Source organism: Chitinophaga sp. RCC_12 (assembly GCF_041360695.1).
In the GTDB taxonomy this organism is placed as follows: domain Bacteria; phylum Bacteroidota; class Bacteroidia; order Chitinophagales; family Chitinophagaceae; genus Chitinophaga.
Window position 1 is genome coordinate 819,944 of record NZ_JBFUPS010000003.1, and the last position, 18,500, is coordinate 838,443.

The 18,500-nt window shown below is 48.4% G+C and carries 14 protein-coding genes; 3 read left to right on the forward strand and 11 right to left on the reverse strand.

Translation table 11 applies throughout. From position 1 onward, the window contains the following. Window position 1: 1 nt before the first annotated feature. Genes AB6805_RS13015 through eat form a run of 3 tightly spaced genes read right to left on the reverse strand, consistent with a single transcriptional unit; the run spans window position 2 to window position 3,820 of the window. A complete protein-coding gene (locus AB6805_RS13015; RefSeq protein WP_370909850.1) occupies window positions 2-1,138 on the reverse strand; it encodes an iron-containing alcohol dehydrogenase in 1,137 nt (378 codons plus the stop codon). Between the two features lie 10 nt (window positions 1,139-1,148). Then, entirely contained in the window at window positions 1,149-2,507 is a 1,359-nt protein-coding gene (locus tag AB6805_RS13020; protein ID WP_370909851.1) for a glutamine synthetase family protein, read from the reverse strand. Further along, window positions 2,504-3,820: an ethanolamine permease gene (eat, locus tag AB6805_RS13025; protein WP_370909852.1), complete on the reverse strand. Its 1,317-nt coding sequence runs from the start codon at window positions 3,818-3,820 to the stop codon at window positions 2,504-2,506. Before eat ends, AB6805_RS13020 begins: the two co-directional genes overlap by 4 nt. Window positions 3,821-3,924: 104 nt before the next feature. On the opposite strand from eat, the gene AB6805_RS13030 reads away from it, so the two are divergent. Beyond that, window positions 3,925-4,266, forward strand: a complete 342-nt coding sequence (locus AB6805_RS13030) for a winged helix-turn-helix domain-containing protein (protein ID WP_370909853.1) — start codon at window positions 3,925-3,927, stop codon at window positions 4,264-4,266. 5 nt (window positions 4,267-4,271) lie between these two features. On the opposite strand, the gene AB6805_RS13035 is transcribed toward AB6805_RS13030, so the two are convergent. Genes AB6805_RS13035 through AB6805_RS13045 form a run of 3 tightly spaced genes read right to left on the reverse strand, consistent with a single transcriptional unit; the run spans window position 4,272 to window position 7,844 of the window. Beyond that, the gene (locus AB6805_RS13035; protein ID WP_370909854.1) at window positions 4,272-4,757 is read right to left on the reverse strand and encodes a molybdopterin-dependent oxidoreductase; all 486 of its coding nucleotides are present in this window, start codon (window positions 4,755-4,757) and stop codon (window positions 4,272-4,274) included. Between the two features lie 8 nt (window positions 4,758-4,765). Next, entirely contained in the window at window positions 4,766-5,839 is a 1,074-nt protein-coding gene (locus AB6805_RS13040) for a cytochrome-c peroxidase (RefSeq protein ID WP_370909855.1), read from the reverse strand. 4 nt (window positions 5,840-5,843) lie between these two features. Continuing rightward, entirely contained in the window at window positions 5,844-7,844 is a 2,001-nt protein-coding gene (locus AB6805_RS13045) for a TonB-dependent receptor plug domain-containing protein (protein WP_370909856.1), read from the reverse strand. A 239-nt stretch (window positions 7,845-8,083) separates the two neighbouring features. On the opposite strand from AB6805_RS13045, the gene AB6805_RS13050 reads away from it, so the two are divergent. Together AB6805_RS13050 and zwf are read left to right on the forward strand one after the other, a co-directional pair. Continuing rightward, complete coding sequence (locus tag AB6805_RS13050) at window positions 8,084-8,476, forward strand: hypothetical protein (RefSeq protein WP_370909857.1); 393 nt, start codon at window positions 8,084-8,086, stop codon at window positions 8,474-8,476. A gap of 84 nt (window positions 8,477-8,560) precedes the next feature. Then, window positions 8,561-10,066, forward strand: coding sequence for a glucose-6-phosphate dehydrogenase (zwf, locus tag AB6805_RS13055; protein WP_370909858.1), 1,506 nt, complete (start codon window positions 8,561-8,563; stop codon window positions 10,064-10,066). A 56-nt stretch (window positions 10,067-10,122) separates the two neighbouring features. Here the strand turns inward: zwf and AB6805_RS13060 are convergent, their stop codons facing one another. The 5 genes from AB6805_RS13060 to AB6805_RS13080 all read right to left on the reverse strand — a co-directional run bounded on the left by AB6805_RS13060 (window position 10,123) and on the right by AB6805_RS13080 (window position 18,318). After that, entirely contained in the window at window positions 10,123-11,076 is a 954-nt protein-coding gene (locus AB6805_RS13060) for an endo-beta-N-acetylglucosaminidase H (protein WP_370909859.1), read from the reverse strand. 162 nt (window positions 11,077-11,238) lie between these two features. After that, complete coding sequence (locus AB6805_RS13065; protein ID WP_370909860.1) at window positions 11,239-12,879, reverse strand: RagB/SusD family nutrient uptake outer membrane protein; 1,641 nt, start codon at window positions 12,877-12,879, stop codon at window positions 11,239-11,241. A gap of 24 nt (window positions 12,880-12,903) precedes the next feature. Beyond that, window positions 12,904-16,191 (reverse strand): SusC/RagA family TonB-linked outer membrane protein, encoded by a 3,288-nt coding sequence (locus AB6805_RS13070; protein ID WP_370909861.1) that lies wholly within the window; start codon window positions 16,189-16,191, stop codon window positions 12,904-12,906. A gap of 251 nt (window positions 16,192-16,442) precedes the next feature. Then, a complete protein-coding gene (locus AB6805_RS13075) occupies window positions 16,443-17,627 on the reverse strand; it encodes a FecR family protein (protein ID WP_370909862.1) in 1,185 nt (394 codons plus the stop codon). A 91-nt stretch (window positions 17,628-17,718) separates the two neighbouring features. Continuing rightward, window positions 17,719-18,318, reverse strand: coding sequence for an RNA polymerase sigma factor (locus AB6805_RS13080; RefSeq protein ID WP_370909863.1), 600 nt, complete (start codon window positions 18,316-18,318; stop codon window positions 17,719-17,721). Between the last annotated feature and the right edge of the window lie 182 nt (window positions 18,319-18,500).

Genomic DNA, 18,500 nt, shown 5'->3' on the forward strand with positions numbered 1-18,500 from the left:
TCTAAAGCGCGTTTAGGTACAACTGTTTGAAATCTTCCCGGGTAACCGGTTTTGGGTTATTGGGATGGGCGAAATCGGCGAGTGCCAGGTCTGCCAGTGTTTCCACATGTGCGTTGGTAACACCGATATCGCGGAGGTGATGCGGGATATTTATTTTTGCATTAAGATCGAAAAGATATTGTACCACTGCTTCGCCGGTTTCTTCTTTTAACTCCAGTGTTCTGGCGATGCGGCGGAACTTCTCTTCAAAGCCCGCAATATTGAATTGCATACCATAAGGAATATTTACGGCATTAGCGAGACCGTGATGCGTGTCCAGCAGGGAGGAGAGGGGATGTGCAAGGGAATGCACCACGCCCAGTCCTTTCTGAAAAGCGATAGCGCCCATCATGGAAGCCATGAGCATGTTGCTCCTGCTTTCTATGTCAGGCTTATTGGTAGCTTTTTCCAGTGAGTTTTTAATGAGATAGATACCTTCCAGGGCAATGCCATCACACAAGGGATGTGGATTCTTTGCCAGGAATGCTTCCATGTTGTGGGTCAATGCATCCATTCCGGTGGCGGCGGTGATAAACGGTGGGAGGTCCATGGTAAGGGCCGGGTCCGCAAATACAATCTTCGCCATCAGTTTGGGTGAGAACAGTATTTTCTTCTGATGGGTGTCGTCGTCGGCAATGATGGCGCTTCTGCCCACTTCGCTGCCGGTGCCGGCGGTGGTAGGTACGGTAATAAAATGAGGTACGTCATTGGTCACATAAATATCGCCGCCTATCAGGTCGTCGTATTTAAACAGGTCTTCCCGGTGGTTAACCCGCAGCACAATGGCGCGTGCCACATCCAGCGCGGCGCCCCCGCCAATACCGATGATGCTGTCGCGTTGTGTATGATCCCAGAGATCCGTGCCCTTATACACATCGCTCTTCACCGGGTTTTTGTGGATATCACTGAATACTTCCACGGAGATGTGATGTGCCTGCAGGTCGCTCACGATCGATTTAAAAAATGATAATCCAGCTATTGTTGGATCGGTAACGATCATGGGCCGTGATAATCCGTTTTTCTGTAAATAGGCCGGCAACTCGCTGATAACGCCTGCGCCGAAACGGATAGTAGTAGGAAAATTATACTGAAATGCCATATGCTGATGCTTAGATGATTTCGAAATATCTTTTAAGTTCCCAATCGGTCACTGCTTTGGCATATTGCCGCCACTCCCATTCCCTGGTTAACGTAAAATGTTCCACAAAAGGTTCACCAAACAGTTCCTTTGCAAGGGCCGATTCCTTCATTTGTTGGGTAGCCACATGAAGGTTCTGTGGTAATACACCATTCGAGGTGTCTTTGTACCCATTGCCGGTGGTCAATTTTTTTTCAAGCACCATTTTATTTTTCACGCCATACAACCCGGCGGCCAGGCACGCGGCCAGTGCGAGGTAGGGGTTGGTATCCGAGCCAACTACCCTCGTTTCCAGGCGGGTGGCCTTTTTATCGCCCGGCAAAGCCCGCAACGCCACCGTTCTGTTATCTATGCCCCAGGTGAGCGTGGTAGGAGCCCAGGCGCCTTCTACCAGCCGTTTATAGCTGTTGATGGTAGGCGCTATCATGGGTAATATGAAAGGTAAACAGTGCAGTTGCCCGGCAATGTAACTTTTCATGATGGCACTCATTTTATGTTCGTCGTCTTCGTCGTAAAATAAATTCTGTTGACTGCCCGCATCCCAGAGGCTCTGGTGCACATGGCCGCTGCAGCCCGGCAGGCTTTCATGGATCTTAGCCATGAAAGTGGCCATTACGCCATGTTTGTACGCGATCTCTTTTACCGCGGTTTTAAACAGTATGGCCTGGTCGGCCGCCTGTAAAACCCTGCCATACTTAATAGCTGCTTCATAAACGCCGGGCCCTGTTTCCGTATGTAATCCTTCTACCGGGATATCAAATTTTACCAGTTGTTCAAACAGGCTGCTCATGTACTCATTCTTTAACGCGCTGCGCAGGATAGAATATCCAAACATACCGGGCGATAAAGGCGTAAGGTCGCGGAACTGTTTCTGGTGAACGGTATCAGGCGTTTCTGTAAAGTTAAACCATTCAAATTCCTGTGAAAAATACGGCAGGAAGCCACTGTTTTCGGCATCTGCCAGTACTCTTTTCAGGAGCTGCCGCGGACAGGTGTACACCGGTGTATTGTCTGCCTGTACAAAATCCCCAAGGAAAAAAGGTACATCGTTTTCCCAGGGAATTTTCCGGAAAGTGCCCAGGTCAATTTTTACCTGTGCATCAGGATAACCGGTATGCCAGCCGGTATATTTCACGTTGTCGTACACCACATCGCTCATGTCCCAGCCAAAGGTAACATCGCAGAATCCCAGCCTGCTCTCTGTTACAGATGCAAACTTTTCTGCTGCAATATATTTCCCTCTCAGTACACCGTCGATGTCCGCTACCGCTACTTTTACCTTACCCGACGGATGGTTTTTTACGTACGTTAATATTTCGGAAGTTGTCATGTGTGAGCAGGTTTAAAAATTTTGTACAACAAAAAGGAAACGGCCAGCAGGGAGAAATAGATCAGTCCAAGTTGCAGGTTGAAGAAAAACATCGCAACAATGGAAATGCTGGCGATCACCAGTGCAATTACCGGGAAGGCAGGATAGAAGGCTACCCGGAAAGGCCGTGGCAGATCAGGCTCCTGTCTTCTCAAAATAATAATAGACACCATGGAAATGATATATAAGGTGAGCGCGCCGAAAACGGATACGATAATGATTTCGGAAGTTTTGCCCGAAAGCAGTGCCAGTATCCCGATCACCATGTTGCCAAGAAGCGCGTTGGCGGGCGTATGGAACCGTGGTGAAATTTTACCGAGGGCAGCAGGAAGGTTGTGTACCCTGCCCATCTCGTAAGTAGAGCGCCCCGCGGCGAGGATAAGTCCGTGAAAGGAGGCCACCAGCCCGAATAATCCTACGGTGATCAGCAGGTGATACATCAGGTGACTGCTCCCGGTAATTTTTGCCAGCGCCAGCGGGAGGGGAGAATCGGAGGTTTCCCCGCTGATCCCGTTCTTATATACAATGGCCTCCCATCCGGCAATGCCGGTGGCGGAAATAAATATAAGGACACAGAGAATGGCCAGCGTGAGGATGGCCCATCCAAAACCTTTGCTGATATCGCGCTGCGGGTTTTTGGTTTCTTCGGCTACATTGGCAATGCCTTCGATACCGAGGAAAAACCAGATGGCAAAAGGGATGGCGGCAAAAGCGCCGCCCCATCCATTGGGAAGTGCGTTGTTGGTAAGATGGACCGCCTGGAATTTCGGCAACGACAAACCGGCGAAGAGTAACAGTTCTCCCACAGCAAAAACGGTAACGATTACCTCAAAGGAAGCAGCGGCCTTTACACCATAAACATTCAGCCCGGTGAACACAAAATAAATGGCAATGGCGCTGGTGAGGATGGGTACCTGCGGAAAAAAAGCGTTGAAATAAGCGCCGATGGCGAATGCAATAGCAGGCGGCGCCAGGATAAATTCAATGACCTGGGCTATACCGGCAATAAAGCCGATATTCTTTCCCATTGCCCTGTTTGCGTAGTCAAAAACTCCTCCTGCTTTGGGGATGGCGCAGGCCAGTTCAGCATAGCTGAAAGTAAACGTTACATACATCACCATGATCACAAGTGTGGCAATGGCCATACCTCCTGTACCGCCTTTTTCAAGGCCAAGATTCCAACCAAAATACATCCCTGAAATAACGTATCCTACTCCAAGTCCCCACAACATAAAGGGAGTCAGTGTTTTCTTTAAGCCCTTGTTTTGTGTCATTTGAAAGATCTCTATTGCGTGTATGTGTAATATAATATAAATTAAAATATTATTTTACTAGAGAGTCCATGTAAAAAGTTAAATGGGCCGGATATCTTTACCACATGAAACTGATGGCAAACGGACGTATATGGATTGAAACAGCCGAGGGGCCTTTTCTCGGTTACGGGAGAATTGAGCTGTTGCAGAAGATCAGCGAGCTTGGATCATTGAGAAAGGCAGCTACGGAAATGAAAATCTCCTACCGGCAAGCCTGGGATTTTGTAGACCAGATGAATAAGCGAACCGACAAACCACTGGTGATATTTGAAAGGGGCGGGAAAAATGGCGGCGGCGCCCTGCTTACACCTGAAGGCGAACAGGCAATAAAGTTATTTCATGAATTAGATGCCGCCTTCCGGCAATTCCTCGCCACCAGAACTGCCGGCTTAAGCAAGCGTAAATAAAATGTTTAGTCTTTGGCAAATCGTACGGCCATGGTAGTTACCTCCCATATCCAGCGTGCCGGCTTCTTTTCGCCCGGAACTATTATCCTGAAAGGTCCTTTGCCATCGGGCAGCGGTTGCCCATCTACCTGGTCGGCCAGTATGATTACACGGTCGGTGAAAGCACTATCCAGCTCCGCGAGTGAAAACAATACCTCGTATCCGTCGCCCGATTTCACGAGCAGGTATTTCGACATATTTTCCCCCTTCAGCTGGGCGCCCAGCGTTACGCCTGCCTGCTGTAAGATAGCCGTTACCGGTACACCGGAGTAGCGGTGGGGTTTCCCATCCCGGTCTGCGGCAGTGATTTCCTTTTTAGGCATTTTGCCTATATCGGCCGCACTGAGTTTCAACGGGTGGGTTACTTCGCCTTCAACGGAAATAGTTTGGCTAAAAGCGGTAGCGGCACTGAAAAGGGTGATGAGTAAACAGGTGGTGAGTTTGTATTGCATAGTGATCTTTAATTAAAAGGATTGGAGAATGCCGGATTAGTGATAAAGGAAGAATCGGTGAGTAACTGTAAAAAGGCAATAATGTCTTTCTGTTCCTGTTTGCTGAGCCGCAGCGAGACGCCTCCCGCTTCATTGGAGTTATTTCTCAGCACAGGACTCAGCGATGGGCTGTTACGGATATGATCGCTGTAATGATCCAGTACCTCTTCAAGGGTACCGAATCGTCCGTCGTGCATATAAGGCGCCGTAAGCGCAATATTGCGGAGCGTGGGTACCCTGAACCGGCCTTTGTCGGCAGCAATGCCGGTTTGTTTTTCACGGCCGGCATCACGCGGAATGCTATCCAGCCCGTTGTTATGAAACAGTTCTATATATAGTTTGGGACCGCCGTGGCAATGTCCGCAATTGGCGCCACGTACTTTCCGTTCCGGTGCAGGAGCAGTCATAAATAATTGCATCCCCCGGAGGGCGGCACTATCGGGCTGGTATTGTCCGTCCAGGTAGCGGTCGTATGGCGAGCCGGCTGATATCAGCGTTCTTTCAAACTGCGCCAGCGCCTTCACAATTTCCTCGCCGCTGATGGTGTTGGTACCAAAGGCCGCACGGAAAAGTCCGGGATATAACTTCGACCGGCGTAATTTTTCGGCGCTGATTGCCGGTAGCTGTCCCATTTCGTGTGGAGCGGTAAGTGGTGTGAGGGCTTGCTGCTCCAGGCTGGACGCCCGTCCATCCCAAAAGAAATTTTTCACCCAGAGGAGGTTGGCGAGCGACATGGCATTACGGTCGGTAGGCACACCACCGATACCGGTGCTGAAAGCCTTACCATCCGTGAAAGCCAGCCGTTGCATATGACAGGTGCCACAGGAAATTTTATTGTTGGCCGACAACATCTTTTCGTAAAACAGCCGCCGGCCCAGGTAAACACCTTCTTTTGTAAGCGGATTGCCAGGGGGAATATTGGTCCTGTTACCAAAGCTGGCAGGGTATTTCAGCGGATACGGCTTGCCCGTAAACGGTATCCTGCCACTTACGAAAGTAAGCGCCATCAGCCCTAACAATATCATCCACCCTCTTTTTTTCATCTTACTAAAAATAGGAATAATTGAATAACACCTTTACAAAGTAATTCCGGCCCTGCTCAGGATAACCTTCTGTAAGCATATAGTTTTTATCAAATCCGTTATTCACACCCCCCTGTACTTTTAACCAGTTGACTACATTTATCGCGGCACTGGCATTCAACAGGAAAAATGCGGGGGCCTTAGTACCATAACTGGTACTGTAGCGACTTGTATTATACTCGCCGTTCAACAAAAAGTTGAAGCGTGAAATATTGTATTGGAGCCACCCCGCGGCTTTGTGTTCAGGCACATCAGTGAAATGCAGTTGCGGGTTATCCAGGTTTTTGCGTTTAATAAAAGTGTAATTCGCACCGGCGGTAAAAGTGGTGGTGATATGCCAGGTAATAGCGGCTTCGGCGCCGTAATACGCTGCACGGCCTTTATTCTGGGATTGCGAGAGCCACTGCTTCCTGGTGGTGTCATAATTTACATTGTTAACGTTCTGGATAACATCCCGGATACGGTTATAGAAAATACTTCCATCCAGGCTGATGTTCCGGAGCCGGGTATCGTTGTATTGCAAACCGAAATTGAGGGTATTCTCCGGCTTCAGATCCGGGTTGGGGATGGCCGTTCCTAATCTATAGGAGTAGCGGTCTTTGATGGTGGCAAAGCGCGTCATACGGTCTATGGAAAAAGAAAGCGCGCGGCCGGCAGTAAAGGTATACGCCAGTTTGGCCTGTGCATTCAGCGCATGGCTGTTGTTGGCCGGGAAATCTGTAATGGTTTTTGTCTGACTGTTATAATTCTGTGCTTCCACGCTTTGGCGGTAGTTCAATGCGGCGCCGCCTTCCAGCACCCAATGCTCATCGAACGTGTGACGATCGGTGATACCGGCAGAGAAAGTATTGTCGGCTACCTTTCTTTCCGGTTCACCCTCATTATGTTCCCGGTGTACATCCTGTTTAAAATGTACCGCGCTTCTTAAACTGTTGGCGGCCGATAGGGTATAGCCATATTCCAGGTTCCCGCCAAAGGAATAGTCATTATAATAGCTGGTGAAGGCATAAGGTTTTTTCTGCGTCGTGTAGGTAGCATCGTCAAAGCTTTTCAGCACGTTGGTGAACCGGTCGAAATACAAACGGGTTTTCAGATTGCTTTTTGCGCCCAGGGTGCTGTTGGAGAGAAAATAGATACTTTCCTTGTTCCATTTGGGCCACTGCCAGAAGCGGGGACTTTTATATAATGAGTTCAGTGTATCCGTTCCCGTATATACCGGTGTTCCTTTGGTCCCCTCCTGGTGGGAGAAGCCGATGGCCAGTTCATTTTTTTCATTAGGGGTAAAGCCCAGCTTTACACCGTATCGCCAGTCGTTGTTATACGAGTTGTCCCTTTTGCCGCCGTTTTCTGTTTTGGTAGCGGTAAAACCATCCGCGAGGTTATAATAATCCCGCTGGTACCGCGACAGGTCCGCCTGCAGATAGAACTTCTTCATCCGGCTGCCAACGTTAATCGCTTCCTCGTGCCCGCCGTTAAGCCATCCGGCGGAGGCATTGATTTCAAGGGCGTGTACCGGTCTGGAGGAGAGGAGGTTAATTACGCCGCCCATGGTGTTTGGACCATACAATACAGAGGCGCCTCCTTTTTCCACTACTATTTTAGAGAGATGGAAAGTAGTGAACCTGGCCAGATCTACATACCCGTCATAAGGTACGTATACGGGCACGCCGTCCATAAAAACGGGTGTTTGCCGCAGGTCAAAGCCCCTGAGATAAATCATGGATTCATTCCGCGGGCCTACGTTCGACTGGCTAATGCCTGGCAGGAGATTAAGGGCTGCCGATACATTGAGCCGGTGGAACTGCCGGATCTGTTCCATAGAAATGGTGCTGGCAGAATCTTCCTGGTGGGCATATGCCACCACTTCCCCGAGTGTAAATACTTTACTGCTGTCTCTCTTTATCTGCGCTGCGACCGGTGTGGTAATACCCATCAGCAGGGCGGCGGTAAGTAACTTTTTCTGCATAGACAATGCGTTGTTCATTTTTTTGAATAACGGTGTTAAAAGCTTACCCGGATAGCACAAAAGACGATGACACGGAGCCGGAAAGGAAAGCGGAAAAGTAATGGAGTTGTTTGGGTGTATGGTTGAACCAGTTACAATATTAATACTAAAAGGATAGAAAGTCAATGCTGTAACGGTTTAAATTCTTTCCCGCCCGTTTAACGCCGCTATTCTTACCTTTGACACAAGTTAATCGCTTTATGAGTATCCGTATGCCAAAAATAGCGGGGATAGTGATGATCACTATTTTCTCCCTGCTTATTCTTTTTCACCTGCTGATCATAGCGAAAGTTTTACCTTATTCCCTTGTATGGGGAGGAAGACTGAGGTCACCAATGGAAATGTACCGGTTAGAGGCCATCTCTGTTCTGGTGAATGTATTTTTCCTGCTGGTGGTGCTGGGGAAAAGGAAGCTATTGAAGCTGCCCGCCAATGGCAAGGTTTTGAGCCTGGTACTGTGGCTGATGTGTCTTTTATTTTTTGTAAACACCCTGGGTAACCTCATCTCCACCAATAAATGGGAGCAGCTGATCTTCACGCCAATGACGTGTATCCTGGCCGTTTGCGCCGCCATACTGGCCCGCAGCCGGTAATCTTTGAATCCACCGGCATCCAAAAATGGATGAAAAGATTACAGGAATGATGCTTAAATTACAGGGGAATAAACCGATGCTTAGATGAAAACTGGAAAAACACTCCCCGCCGCCATTACCATCTTCGGCGCCAAAGGGGATCTGACTAAAAGAAAACTGATTCCTGCGCTTTATAATCTGTACACCGATAAACACCTTCCACCTGTATTCACCATCTACTGCGTGGATTTTCTGCCCGAAGATGAAACTGCGTTTAAACTCGACCTGCTGGCAGGGATTAATGAGTTTAGCCGCAACGGCAAAGCAGATCCGAAAGAATGGGAAGGATTTGCTAAAAACATCTCTTACCTCCAGGGCGATTTCCTGAAAACAGAAACCTATACCGGTCTGAAAGATAAGCTGGATGCGTTTGGAAAGAAACAGAAACAAAACGGTTCCCGCATCTTTTACTTTGCAGTGGCGCCGCGCTTTATCGAAATCATTGCAGAAGGCTTATACAAACACACCATTTGCAATCGCGATGGCCTGGACCGGATCGTAGTAGAAAAACCTTTCGGCACTGACCTCGATACGGCTAAAAAACTCAACCGCTTCCTGACAAAACGTTTTGCGGAAAAACAGATCTACCGTATTGATCACTACCTCGGTAAGGAAGCCGTGCAGAACATTATGGCGTTCCGCTTTGCCAACTATGTATTTGAACCGCTATGGAATAAAAAATATATTGATCACGTGCAGATCAGCGTGGCAGAAGAAGTAGGCGTGGGAAAACGCGGCGGCTACTATGAGGGTAGCGGCGCCCTGCGTGATATGGTGCAGAATCACCTGCTGCAGCTGTTGTGTATTGTTGCGATGGATTCACCGGAGTTTTACCAGTCCGAACTGATCCGCGATGCGAAAGTAAAAGTACTGAAAGACATCAGGCCGTATACACCGGCGCAGGTGCTGAAAAACGTTATCCGTGGCCAGTATACAGCCGGTAATGTACATGGCGTGCCACGTTTGCCCTACCGTAAGGAAGAACATGTGCTGTCCTCTTCCAATACGGAAACTTTCGTGGCTGCAAGATTATTTATTGACAACGACCGGTGGAAAGGTGTGCCTTTCTTTTTACGCACGGGAAAGTCTATGCCGGTGCAGTCGTCTGTAATTGTGGTGCAGTTTAAAGATTCTCCCCATAAAATTTTTAAAGACGATATCACGCCCAACAGGCTGATCATCAGTATCCAGCCGGAGCTGGAAATAAGTTTGTTGTTTGAAAGTAAAGTGCCTGGTTTGAAGATGAAATTAAAACCGGTGGAGATGGATTTCACTTACCAGGAATCTTATACAGAAACAATTCCCGAAGCATACGAAGCATTGTTGCTGGATGTGCTGGATGGTAACCCTACCTTGTTCATGCGTGCAGACCAGGTGGAAGCCGCCTGGAAAGTAGTGATGCCCATCCTGGATACCTGGAAAAAATACCCGGCGAAAGAACTGCATTTGTATAAGGCCGGCACCTGGGGGCCCACAGCGGCTACCGCCCTGCTAAAGCCTTACGCAAAGGACTGGTTCCGTTTATCGGCAAGGGAAGACAGTATTAAATAGAAAAGTATGGAATAAAAAGAAAGGAGTCGTTTATAAAAACGACTCCTTTCTTTTTATTAAGGCGTGTAGGTAACATTACTGCCGTACAGGATACTGGATACACCGGAGAAGTACACATGTTTATCGGTGCTGGTAAGGTTATACCAGAGATAAATACCATAACCGTTGTTCTTCGTTTGCGTGGCCAGTGAATTGGCAGTGCTCTGGCTGGTACTCTGAATGTCTACCGCCGCAGGGCCTAACTGTGCCTTTGTAAGGCCGGCAACATTAGGCACCGAGTAAGAGCCATAGATAGCATTCCAGCTGTAGTTAACAAAGTCGCCCACTTTTTTTCCACCCCATGATAACCTGGATGCTGCCGGGCCATAATAGTAGAAGGAGATGATTTTTGTGGGCATCAGCTTACGCAGTTCATCTACCAGCATCACAAAGGAGCTGTCGTTTGGTTGCGTGGTACCGTTGTTGCCGTAGTCGGCATACTCATCGTCAAAATCAATTCCATCCAGTCCGTAGTAAGTAACGGTATCGCTGAGCTGTTGGGCAAAGGCACGTGCAGCGGTCCTGCTGGTGAAGTTACAGAAGCCTGCCCCCTGGTGATTGCCGAGAATAGACAGCAATACTTTCATCCCTTTATTTTGCAGGGGTACAATTTGCGTAGCCTTATTTGCCAGCACGTTGGATACGTTGGGATTGTTGTACAGCACGGCTTTCTGGGTGCTGGTGTTGTAGTTGATATTGGCGGCAAAAATGATGGCAATATCAAACAGCTGTTGCCCGCCGGTGGTTAAGGTGTATTTACCGGTATTGAGTAAACTGTTGCTGTTTACTTCTACATAACAAACGGACATGCCTCCCGCTTTGGTAACGGTTTCTACATGAGCGCCGGTAGCGCTTTTGCCGGGATCGGTTGACGTGCTGTTGTTGCTTTCTTTTTTACAGGCAGTGAAAGAGAGGGTGGCGCACGCCATTCCTACGGCCAATAGCCGTAACGGGTGAAATTGTTTTTTCATAATGGAATGAATGTTTAAATAATCAGGAAATCTGGGTTCAAATTTTGGTTACGGGTTTTCCGGTCTGGTGGCTCTTATAACAAACGTATGCTCAGGTTAACTTTAAAGTATTGATAGAAGAGATGGCTGGCCATTTGCCAGCCATCTCTTTAAAAGCTTTTATTATTGTACATCCCACCAGAGACGGGTACCGCCGTTATCTGCCGGTGTGCTCAACAGCTGCACAGCAGCTGCTACTGCAGCGGGATTGGTGTTATATTCATTTTGCGGGAATGGCAGTCTGCGGATCTGCACATTCGTTGGGATGGTGTTACCGCTATTGTTGTTCACTACCGGGAACAATTTAGGATAGCCGGTACGGCGGAATTCTGTCCAGGCTTCCTGTCCTTCGGGGAACATGGCCAACCATTTTTGTGTAATGATGCGTTCCATTTTCTTAGCCACATCATCGCCCTCATTCCATTTAATAGTAATGGTAGATGGACTGCCGATATTATTCGCTGCATTTTTTGGGTCTGTGTAAGCATCGGCATGACTTGAATCATTGGCAAGATAGCCGGGAGCGCTTACCTGCCACTGTGCCATAGACGTAGTAACCCCTTGTTCATACAATTGTTGCGCACTACCGCCTGCATTGCTCCAGCCTCTTACAGCTGCTTCTGCGCGCAGGAAATACACTTCAGCGGCGGTCATTACCTGCATTGGCGTTTTCAGGGTAAATGCAGGAGAAGCGCCATCTTCTGTATTTAAGGAAGAATAGGTCTGGTACTTCGGTTTATCTACCAGGCTACCGATACGGATGCCTTTGTATACGCCTTTAAGCCCGGTGGCAGGATCAGTGGCTTTGTCCATGTACCTTGAAACCCGTGGGTCTTTAAAACCGGTAAGGTAGCACTGCAAAGAAGCGCCGATGCGGATGTCTGCCCAGTTTTTCGCAATGAAAACAAGTGGGTTGGTAAAGTCACCGGTTACTTTCACGGTCATGTTATCGGCATTATCGGTGATGATGCCGCCGCTGGCAGGGTTCAGCGCTTTCTCTGCTTCCGTTTTTGCGCTGGCGGGATCAGCTTTTACGATGTGCATGGCCAGGCGTAACCGCAGGGAGTTGGCGAAACGCAGCCACTGCGCGAAATTACCGTTGTAAACAACATCAAAATTGGAAAAGTCGAAAGGCAGCTGCGTGCCGCTGTTAACCTGGGCGCGTAAACTTTCTGTTGCGGTGTCCAGCTGTGCAAAAAAACGCTTGTATACATCCTGCTGGCTGTCGTATGGAACAGATGACAGGCCCTCACCTACACGGCTATACGGAATAGGACCGTAAATATCCGTTACACGGCTCATGGCGGTTACCTGTATTATCTGCGCCACTGCCCATACTGCCGGGAAGTTTTTATCTATGCCGCTTGCCCTCAGTTTCACTACCGGCGACATCACATTGAGATAACCCACTTTATACGCTTCCCCGTTCCAGCCCGGCACCAGGCCGTAATTGGTATTATTGGAGCTGCTGAATGGATTGGGTGTCATAAAGTAACCGGAAAAACAGTCGGCATTGAGGTTCTGTTGTACCTGGTAAGAGTTGGGGTCCCCGCCGCCGGAAAAGTTCAGGATCGACATCTGCGCGGATTTCAGGTACAGCCCCAGTGAATTAAAATCGGGTCCGAGCTGACCATCCGTTACGCCGGTATTGTCGGTATTATAACGTTCAAAGTTTTTGGTACATGCACTCATCCCGGTTACCAGGGCTGCAGTGGCCACCAGTAAACCAGATCTGTAACGCTTCATTTTATTATACAGTTTCATCGTTTTCAGTTTTGCGGTAAATGATTAGAAAGTGGCATTTACAGTAACGCCATAGCTGCGGGAAGCAGGTAACATAAATACATCCACACCACTCAGGCCATTGGAGGTAGACATGGTTTGCTCAGGATCGAATGGAGCTTTCTTGGAGAAGTAAAACAGGTTACGGCCGTTGGCAGATACCTTCAGTGCCTTCACTGCATTGCTTTTCAACGGGATGGTATATCCCAGCGATGCTTCTCTCAGTCTTACAGTAGTAGCGCTGTACATATATTCTCCGGAAGCGCCTGTTCTGCCGCCTACCACATTGTACCATTTCTCTGCATCCACAGAGGTAACCGGGTTGCCATTGGCATCTACCCCGTTTACTTTTACGCCACCGGCATCCCTTGCCTGGCCGGAAGTGGCTGAAACGCCGTATCCGTCCATCATTGCCTGGGTTACAGACATTACCTGTCCGCCGAATTTACCATCTATCAGGAAGGATAAAGTAAAGTTGTTGTAGGCAAAATTATTGTTCCAGCCTAATTGCCATTTGGTATTGGCATTACCAAGATATTGCATCTGGCCGCCTGCGAGGGAAGGAGCGCCATTGGTAATGATCACACGTCCCTGTGCATCACGGTTTAACACCGTGCCGTAAATATCGCCAAACGAACCGCCTACTTTAAATTGTGAAGCGTAGTTGGCGCCGGTGCCGTCGCCGGTCAGGCTGAAACGGTCTACAAACGGCGACAGGGAAATGATCCTGTTGTCATTTACTGCATAGTTTAAAGCGGTATTCCACTTCAGTTTTGTGTCGCGCAACACATCATACCGTATCATGGCTTCTACACCCTGGTTCTGGATATCACCTGCATTAATAAAGTAGGTGTTATACAAGGTTGCATTAGGTGCGGCAATTTCCATGGTCTGGTTAGTGGTATTGGTTTTATAGTAAGTGAGATCCACGCTCAACCGGCTGTCGAAAAAGCGCCATTCTGTACCCAGTTCCAATGACTTTGTTTTTTCCGGTTTCAGATCCCTGAATGGAGCTGTGGTATTCACTTTTACGTTACCGCCGGTATTGATCAGGTTATCCGGTGTATTACTCTGGTAAGCCAGCGGAGAATTGCCTACAATAGCATAAGAACCACGGATCTTACCATAGGTAATAGCCTCTGGCATTTTAAGCAGTTGGGTGAGGATTACATTCAATCCCACTGATGGATAGAAGTAAGATAACTGGTTGGTAAATGCCAGGTTGGAGGCCCAGTCATTCCTTGCCGTCAGATCCATGTATGCCCAGTCTTTGTAAGAAATATTCACACTTCCGAAAACAGATTGCCACTGGCTGTGTTTCTCCTGTGAGCTACCGGAGTTCGCTGAGTTGATCGTTTTCATGTTCTGGATGGTGAATATATTCGGGAGATATAAACCTTCCTGACCAGCTGCGAAATAGATACCATTTGTTTTAACGTCACGGATACTACCGCCAACGAGACCTGTAAAATGAAAATCATTTGCCGGGATATTAAAGTTGGCGATCAGGTCTCCGTATTGTTGCGTAGTAGTATTGTTGGTGTAGTTATAACCACCGTTTTTAGAAGCCAGCGTGGTTTGGGTGCCGGCGTATATCTTTTGCTCATACACATCATTCATACGGTCAATACTTCCTCTTCCCTGTACATTCAACCAGGAGTTGATGTCATATTTCAGGCTGGCATTGGCGAGTATCCTGTTGCGTGAAAGCGAATTAGTGTTGCGGTTGAGGATCCACCAGGGATTCTGCTGCACATCTTCTGAAAAAGGCCAGTTCTGCACCATGAGGTTATTCCGGGAAGGATCAGGAATTTCATACTGGTCCCGGTAAGGGCTGATATCCACTCCACGCGGGAAGAGATATAAACCGGTGAGCGGGTTGAAGTAAAACCCGGACAAGGGCGTGTTGTCAATTTTCTGGGTCATGTAATTCACATCTGCAGAAGCGGTGAGTTTATCATTCAGAAAGTGACCGGTTTCTTTGAAGCTCAGGTTATGACGACCAAGTTTATTACCTGCCTCTAAACCTCTTGCGGAGGTATTGGCATAAGAAAAATAAGTTTGCGCTTTTTCAGAACCACCGGCCAGGCTGATGGCGTTGGTGAAGTTGCGTCCTGTTTGAAGGAAGTCGGATACATTGTCGGTTGCGCCGTTGATCTTGCTGCCCCAGCTTTTGGTGGTAGGGTCGGCCGACTGGCCATAGTTGTTCTGGAACTTTGGCTTATAGGCAGCCTGGCTAACATTGAATCCGGATGATATATTGATAGTAGTGCGACCCACTTTACCACTTTTGGTAGTAACAATGATCACGCCGTTGGCGCCCTGACTGCCGTAAAGAGCGGCTGCGGATGCGCCTTTCAGTACGGAAATACTTTCAATGTCTTCCGGGTTGAGGTTGGAGATGGGGTCGCCGCCATCATAGGAGGAGCTGCCACCATAAATACTTCCCGGCTGGTTCGTGATGGTGTTGTTCATTGGCACACCGTCAATTACATACAATGCCTGGTTGCTACCCAATCCTGATTTGCTGCCGCGCAGGATTACTTTGGCAGAACCGCCTACACCGGAAGCGCTGGATGAAATAGTTAAACCTGCCACTTTACCGTTCAGCGTATTTACGAGATTCGCATCTTTCGCTTTGGTAAGTTCCAGTCCATCCAGTTGCTGGGTGGAATAGGTAATGGATTTCTCGGATCTTTTGATACCGAGGGCTGTTACCACTACGGCGCCTAACTGGCTGTCCTGTACAGCCAGCGTTACCTGGATGTTGGCATCATTCCCCACGGTTACCTGTTTGCTTTCATATCCGATGATGCTGATGATCAGTATATCGCCGGGGTTGGCGGCTAGGGTAAAGGTACCCTGGGCGTTGGTAATGGTGCCTTTGCTGGTGCCTTTTACCTGGATAGATGCGCCTACAAGCGGCAGACCCTTGGTGTCGGTCACCTTGCCCTGTATGTCGATGGCAGCTATCACCGCGGCGGCAGGTACCATTGCTTTGGCATTCGGGCTGATTACAATCGTTTTATCTACAATGTTGTAGTTAAACAGTTTGTTATTCAAACAGGCGTTCAGCACCTCTGTGAGGGAGGCCTGGTTCATATTCAGATTTACCGGCGGCGCTTTCTCCAGCAGCTTCTCATCATAAATGAATTCATAACCTGTCTGGCGGCTGATGCTGTTGAAAACATCATAAAGGGGAAGACGTTTCCCTTTGATGGTAACAGACTGAGAGAAGGTTTTGGCGCTCAGATTAAGGGTGAATACCAGTGTCAGTATTGCAGTTAATCGCATAATCAACAGTAATTTTCTTTGCATACGTCCTCCTTTCCCGGGGACTTTGCAGGTACCAAGTAGTTCCATACTTTTGTGTTGTTGGCTTAATAATTCAATTTTCTAAATGATTCAGGGAGTTGGGTTGCCTTCTATAGCCGGGAGCATTGCACTGCTTCCGGTTTTTTTTACAACCGGCGGTGGAATTATTTACGTCTTCATAACCTAAATAAAATTTAAAAATGATCAATTCATAAGTGGACAAATAGCGTCTATTGCTCAGGATCGTATGGTGCTACCACGACCCGGTTGTCATTAATATCAAAGTGAACCCGTTTTGTTGTTGACAGAATCTTTAATAAAGAAGCTGCATTTTCCCTCCGGGAAATGATCCCTGTTAAGCGTATATCCGACAGATCACCCTCATAGGTAACCTCTATATTATACCATCTGGCGATCTGGCGCATGATGGTTTGTATGCTGGTATTACGGAACCTGAATTTGCCTTCTTTCCAGGCCAGTGCCTGTTCCAGGTCTGCTTTTTCGATGGTGAATGCGGCATCGCCGGTATTCAGGCTGCCGCCGTAGCCGGGTTGCAGTACGCTCCGGATGTTGCCATGTACCAGTTGAACAGCGCCGCTTTCCAGGGTAGTGGTAATATTTTTCTCATCGGTATAGGCCATGATATTGAAGCTGGTGCCCAGCACATTTACTTCCATATCAGGATTGCCTTTTACTTTCACCCGGAATGGTTGCTGCGCATTGGCGGCTACCTGGAAATAGCCTTCCCCGGAAATTTCCACCAGCCGTTCTTTCCCGCTGAATGCAGTAGGAAAGCGAATGCTGCTGGCAGCGTTCAGCCATACTTTAGTGCCGTCAGCCAGGGTCAGCTGGTATTGCCCGCCGCGGGGAGTTACTACGGTGTTATACACCACTGCTGTGGTGGCGCCTTCTGTTTTATAGGCAAGGCCCTGCGCTGAATTTACGATGCTGCTGTTGCCCTGTTTGGCCAGTGCGCCGGTGTTGGCACTGTCCAGCGGAATGGTTTTACCATCCGCCAGTACCAGTACGGCGGTGTTGGTGCCGGGCGCCAGGGGATTGGCTTTCGGAGCAGCCACTATAACGGGCTGCTGCTGCCGGTTCATATAGAGTGCGCCTGTGACCAGCGTGGCTCCCAGCAAGGTTGCTGCGGCGGCATACCAGATCATGCTGCGGGTATTGCCGGCAGCGCGGGGAGGCGTTGTTTGCAGGATGTTTTGTAAAATGGCTTCACCATCTTCCGCTGACAGGCCGCTTTGCGGCGCCCCGCTGTTGTACAGGGCCGACAGGATATCTGCTTTGATTTCCGGCTCGTAGTCGTTTACGGCTACCATCGCTTTCAGGCGCAGCAGTTCTTCCTGGCTGATCCGGCCATTCTTATATTTTTCAAGCAATAACTGTACTTCCGTTATGGACATTATCAGCGATTTTGGAAGGGTGATATGGGGTAAAGACGATCAACCGGTAAAAAAGGAGTATCCGGGATAAAATTTTTTTTCGGGGAAGATGTTATTTGCGGAAGAGGATCAAAAACAGGAGGAAGGGAACGATGTCATTTTGCAGCCTGGACTTTACAAAAGCCCGTACAGCGTGCATAGCAAGGCTCATTTGCTTTTTAACGGTATGTACAGATATATTGAGCTGTTGGGAGATTTCCTCGTTGCTCCAGCCCTGTTTACGGGCGAGGTACACCTTTTTCCGCTCCGGAGGCAGACCGGACACGGCTTTATCCAGGATGGCGTCGTATTCCCGCTGCAGCAACAGGTGATCGGTATCGTTCTGTGCTTCCGGCTGGTTTTTGAGATGAAAATCGTAGGCTTTCAGCCTTACCAGCTGCTTTTTGAAACCGTCGTAAATATGGTTGCGGGTAAGGATAAACAGGTAATCTTTAAATTGTTTTATGTGGGACATATCGGCTTTTTTCAGCCATACCTTCATAAAAACTTCCTGTACAATTTCCCTGGCCAGGCTGCTGTCTCTCAGGTAAAGCATGGCCACATCATACACCTGTCCGCTGTAATGTGTGAACAGGATGGTATACGCATCCCCGTCACCCATGGCAACTTTCTGCAGCAAATCACGTTCATCATTCAGGGAAATGTCTGGCAAAGCTGGAAGTTTTGTACCCTCACAAAAACAATAACCCGGTAAATTTAGGGGACAGGGAATTAATAATAAAATAATTTATACAGGAGGGAGGTTTTAGCAGACGGGTAGAAAAGAAAGGAAATTATTGCGTATTTTCAAGGGATACCGGATCACTGACCGCTGTTTTTACTACGCATTTACAC

What these genes read in the sequence shown, in the direction of transcription:
- AB6805_RS13015 (WP_370909850.1), bottom strand. Translation starts at nt 1,138, where the DNA reads ATGGCATTTCAGTATAATTTTCCTACTACTATCCGTTTCGGCGCAGGC.
- AB6805_RS13020 (WP_370909851.1), bottom strand. Translation starts at nt 2,507, where the DNA reads ATGACAACTTCCGAAATATTAACGTACGTAAAAAACCATCCGTCGGGT.
- eat (WP_370909852.1), bottom strand. Translation starts at nt 3,820, where the DNA reads ATGACACAAAACAAGGGCTTAAAGAAAACACTGACTCCCTTTATGTTG.
- AB6805_RS13030 (WP_370909853.1), top strand. Translation starts at nt 3,925, where the DNA reads ATGAAACTGATGGCAAACGGACGTATATGGATTGAAACAGCCGAGGGG.
- AB6805_RS13035 (WP_370909854.1), bottom strand. Translation starts at nt 4,757, where the DNA reads ATGCAATACAAACTCACCACCTGTTTACTCATCACCCTTTTCAGTGCC.
- AB6805_RS13040 (WP_370909855.1), bottom strand. Translation starts at nt 5,839, where the DNA reads ATGAAAAAAAGAGGGTGGATGATATTGTTAGGGCTGATGGCGCTTACT.
- AB6805_RS13045 (WP_370909856.1), bottom strand. Translation starts at nt 7,844, where the DNA reads ATGCAGAAAAAGTTACTTACCGCCGCCCTGCTGATGGGTATTACCACA.
- AB6805_RS13050 (WP_370909857.1), top strand. Translation starts at nt 8,084, where the DNA reads ATGAGTATCCGTATGCCAAAAATAGCGGGGATAGTGATGATCACTATT.
- zwf (WP_370909858.1), top strand. Translation starts at nt 8,561, where the DNA reads ATGAAAACTGGAAAAACACTCCCCGCCGCCATTACCATCTTCGGCGCC.
- AB6805_RS13060 (WP_370909859.1), bottom strand. Translation starts at nt 11,076, where the DNA reads ATGAAAAAACAATTTCACCCGTTACGGCTATTGGCCGTAGGAATGGCG.
- AB6805_RS13065 (WP_370909860.1), bottom strand. Translation starts at nt 12,879, where the DNA reads ATGAAACTGTATAATAAAATGAAGCGTTACAGATCTGGTTTACTGGTG.
- AB6805_RS13070 (WP_370909861.1), bottom strand. Translation starts at nt 16,191, where the DNA reads ATGCGATTAACTGCAATACTGACACTGGTATTCACCCTTAATCTGAGC.
- AB6805_RS13075 (WP_370909862.1), bottom strand. Translation starts at nt 17,627, where the DNA reads ATGTCCATAACGGAAGTACAGTTATTGCTTGAAAAATATAAGAATGGC.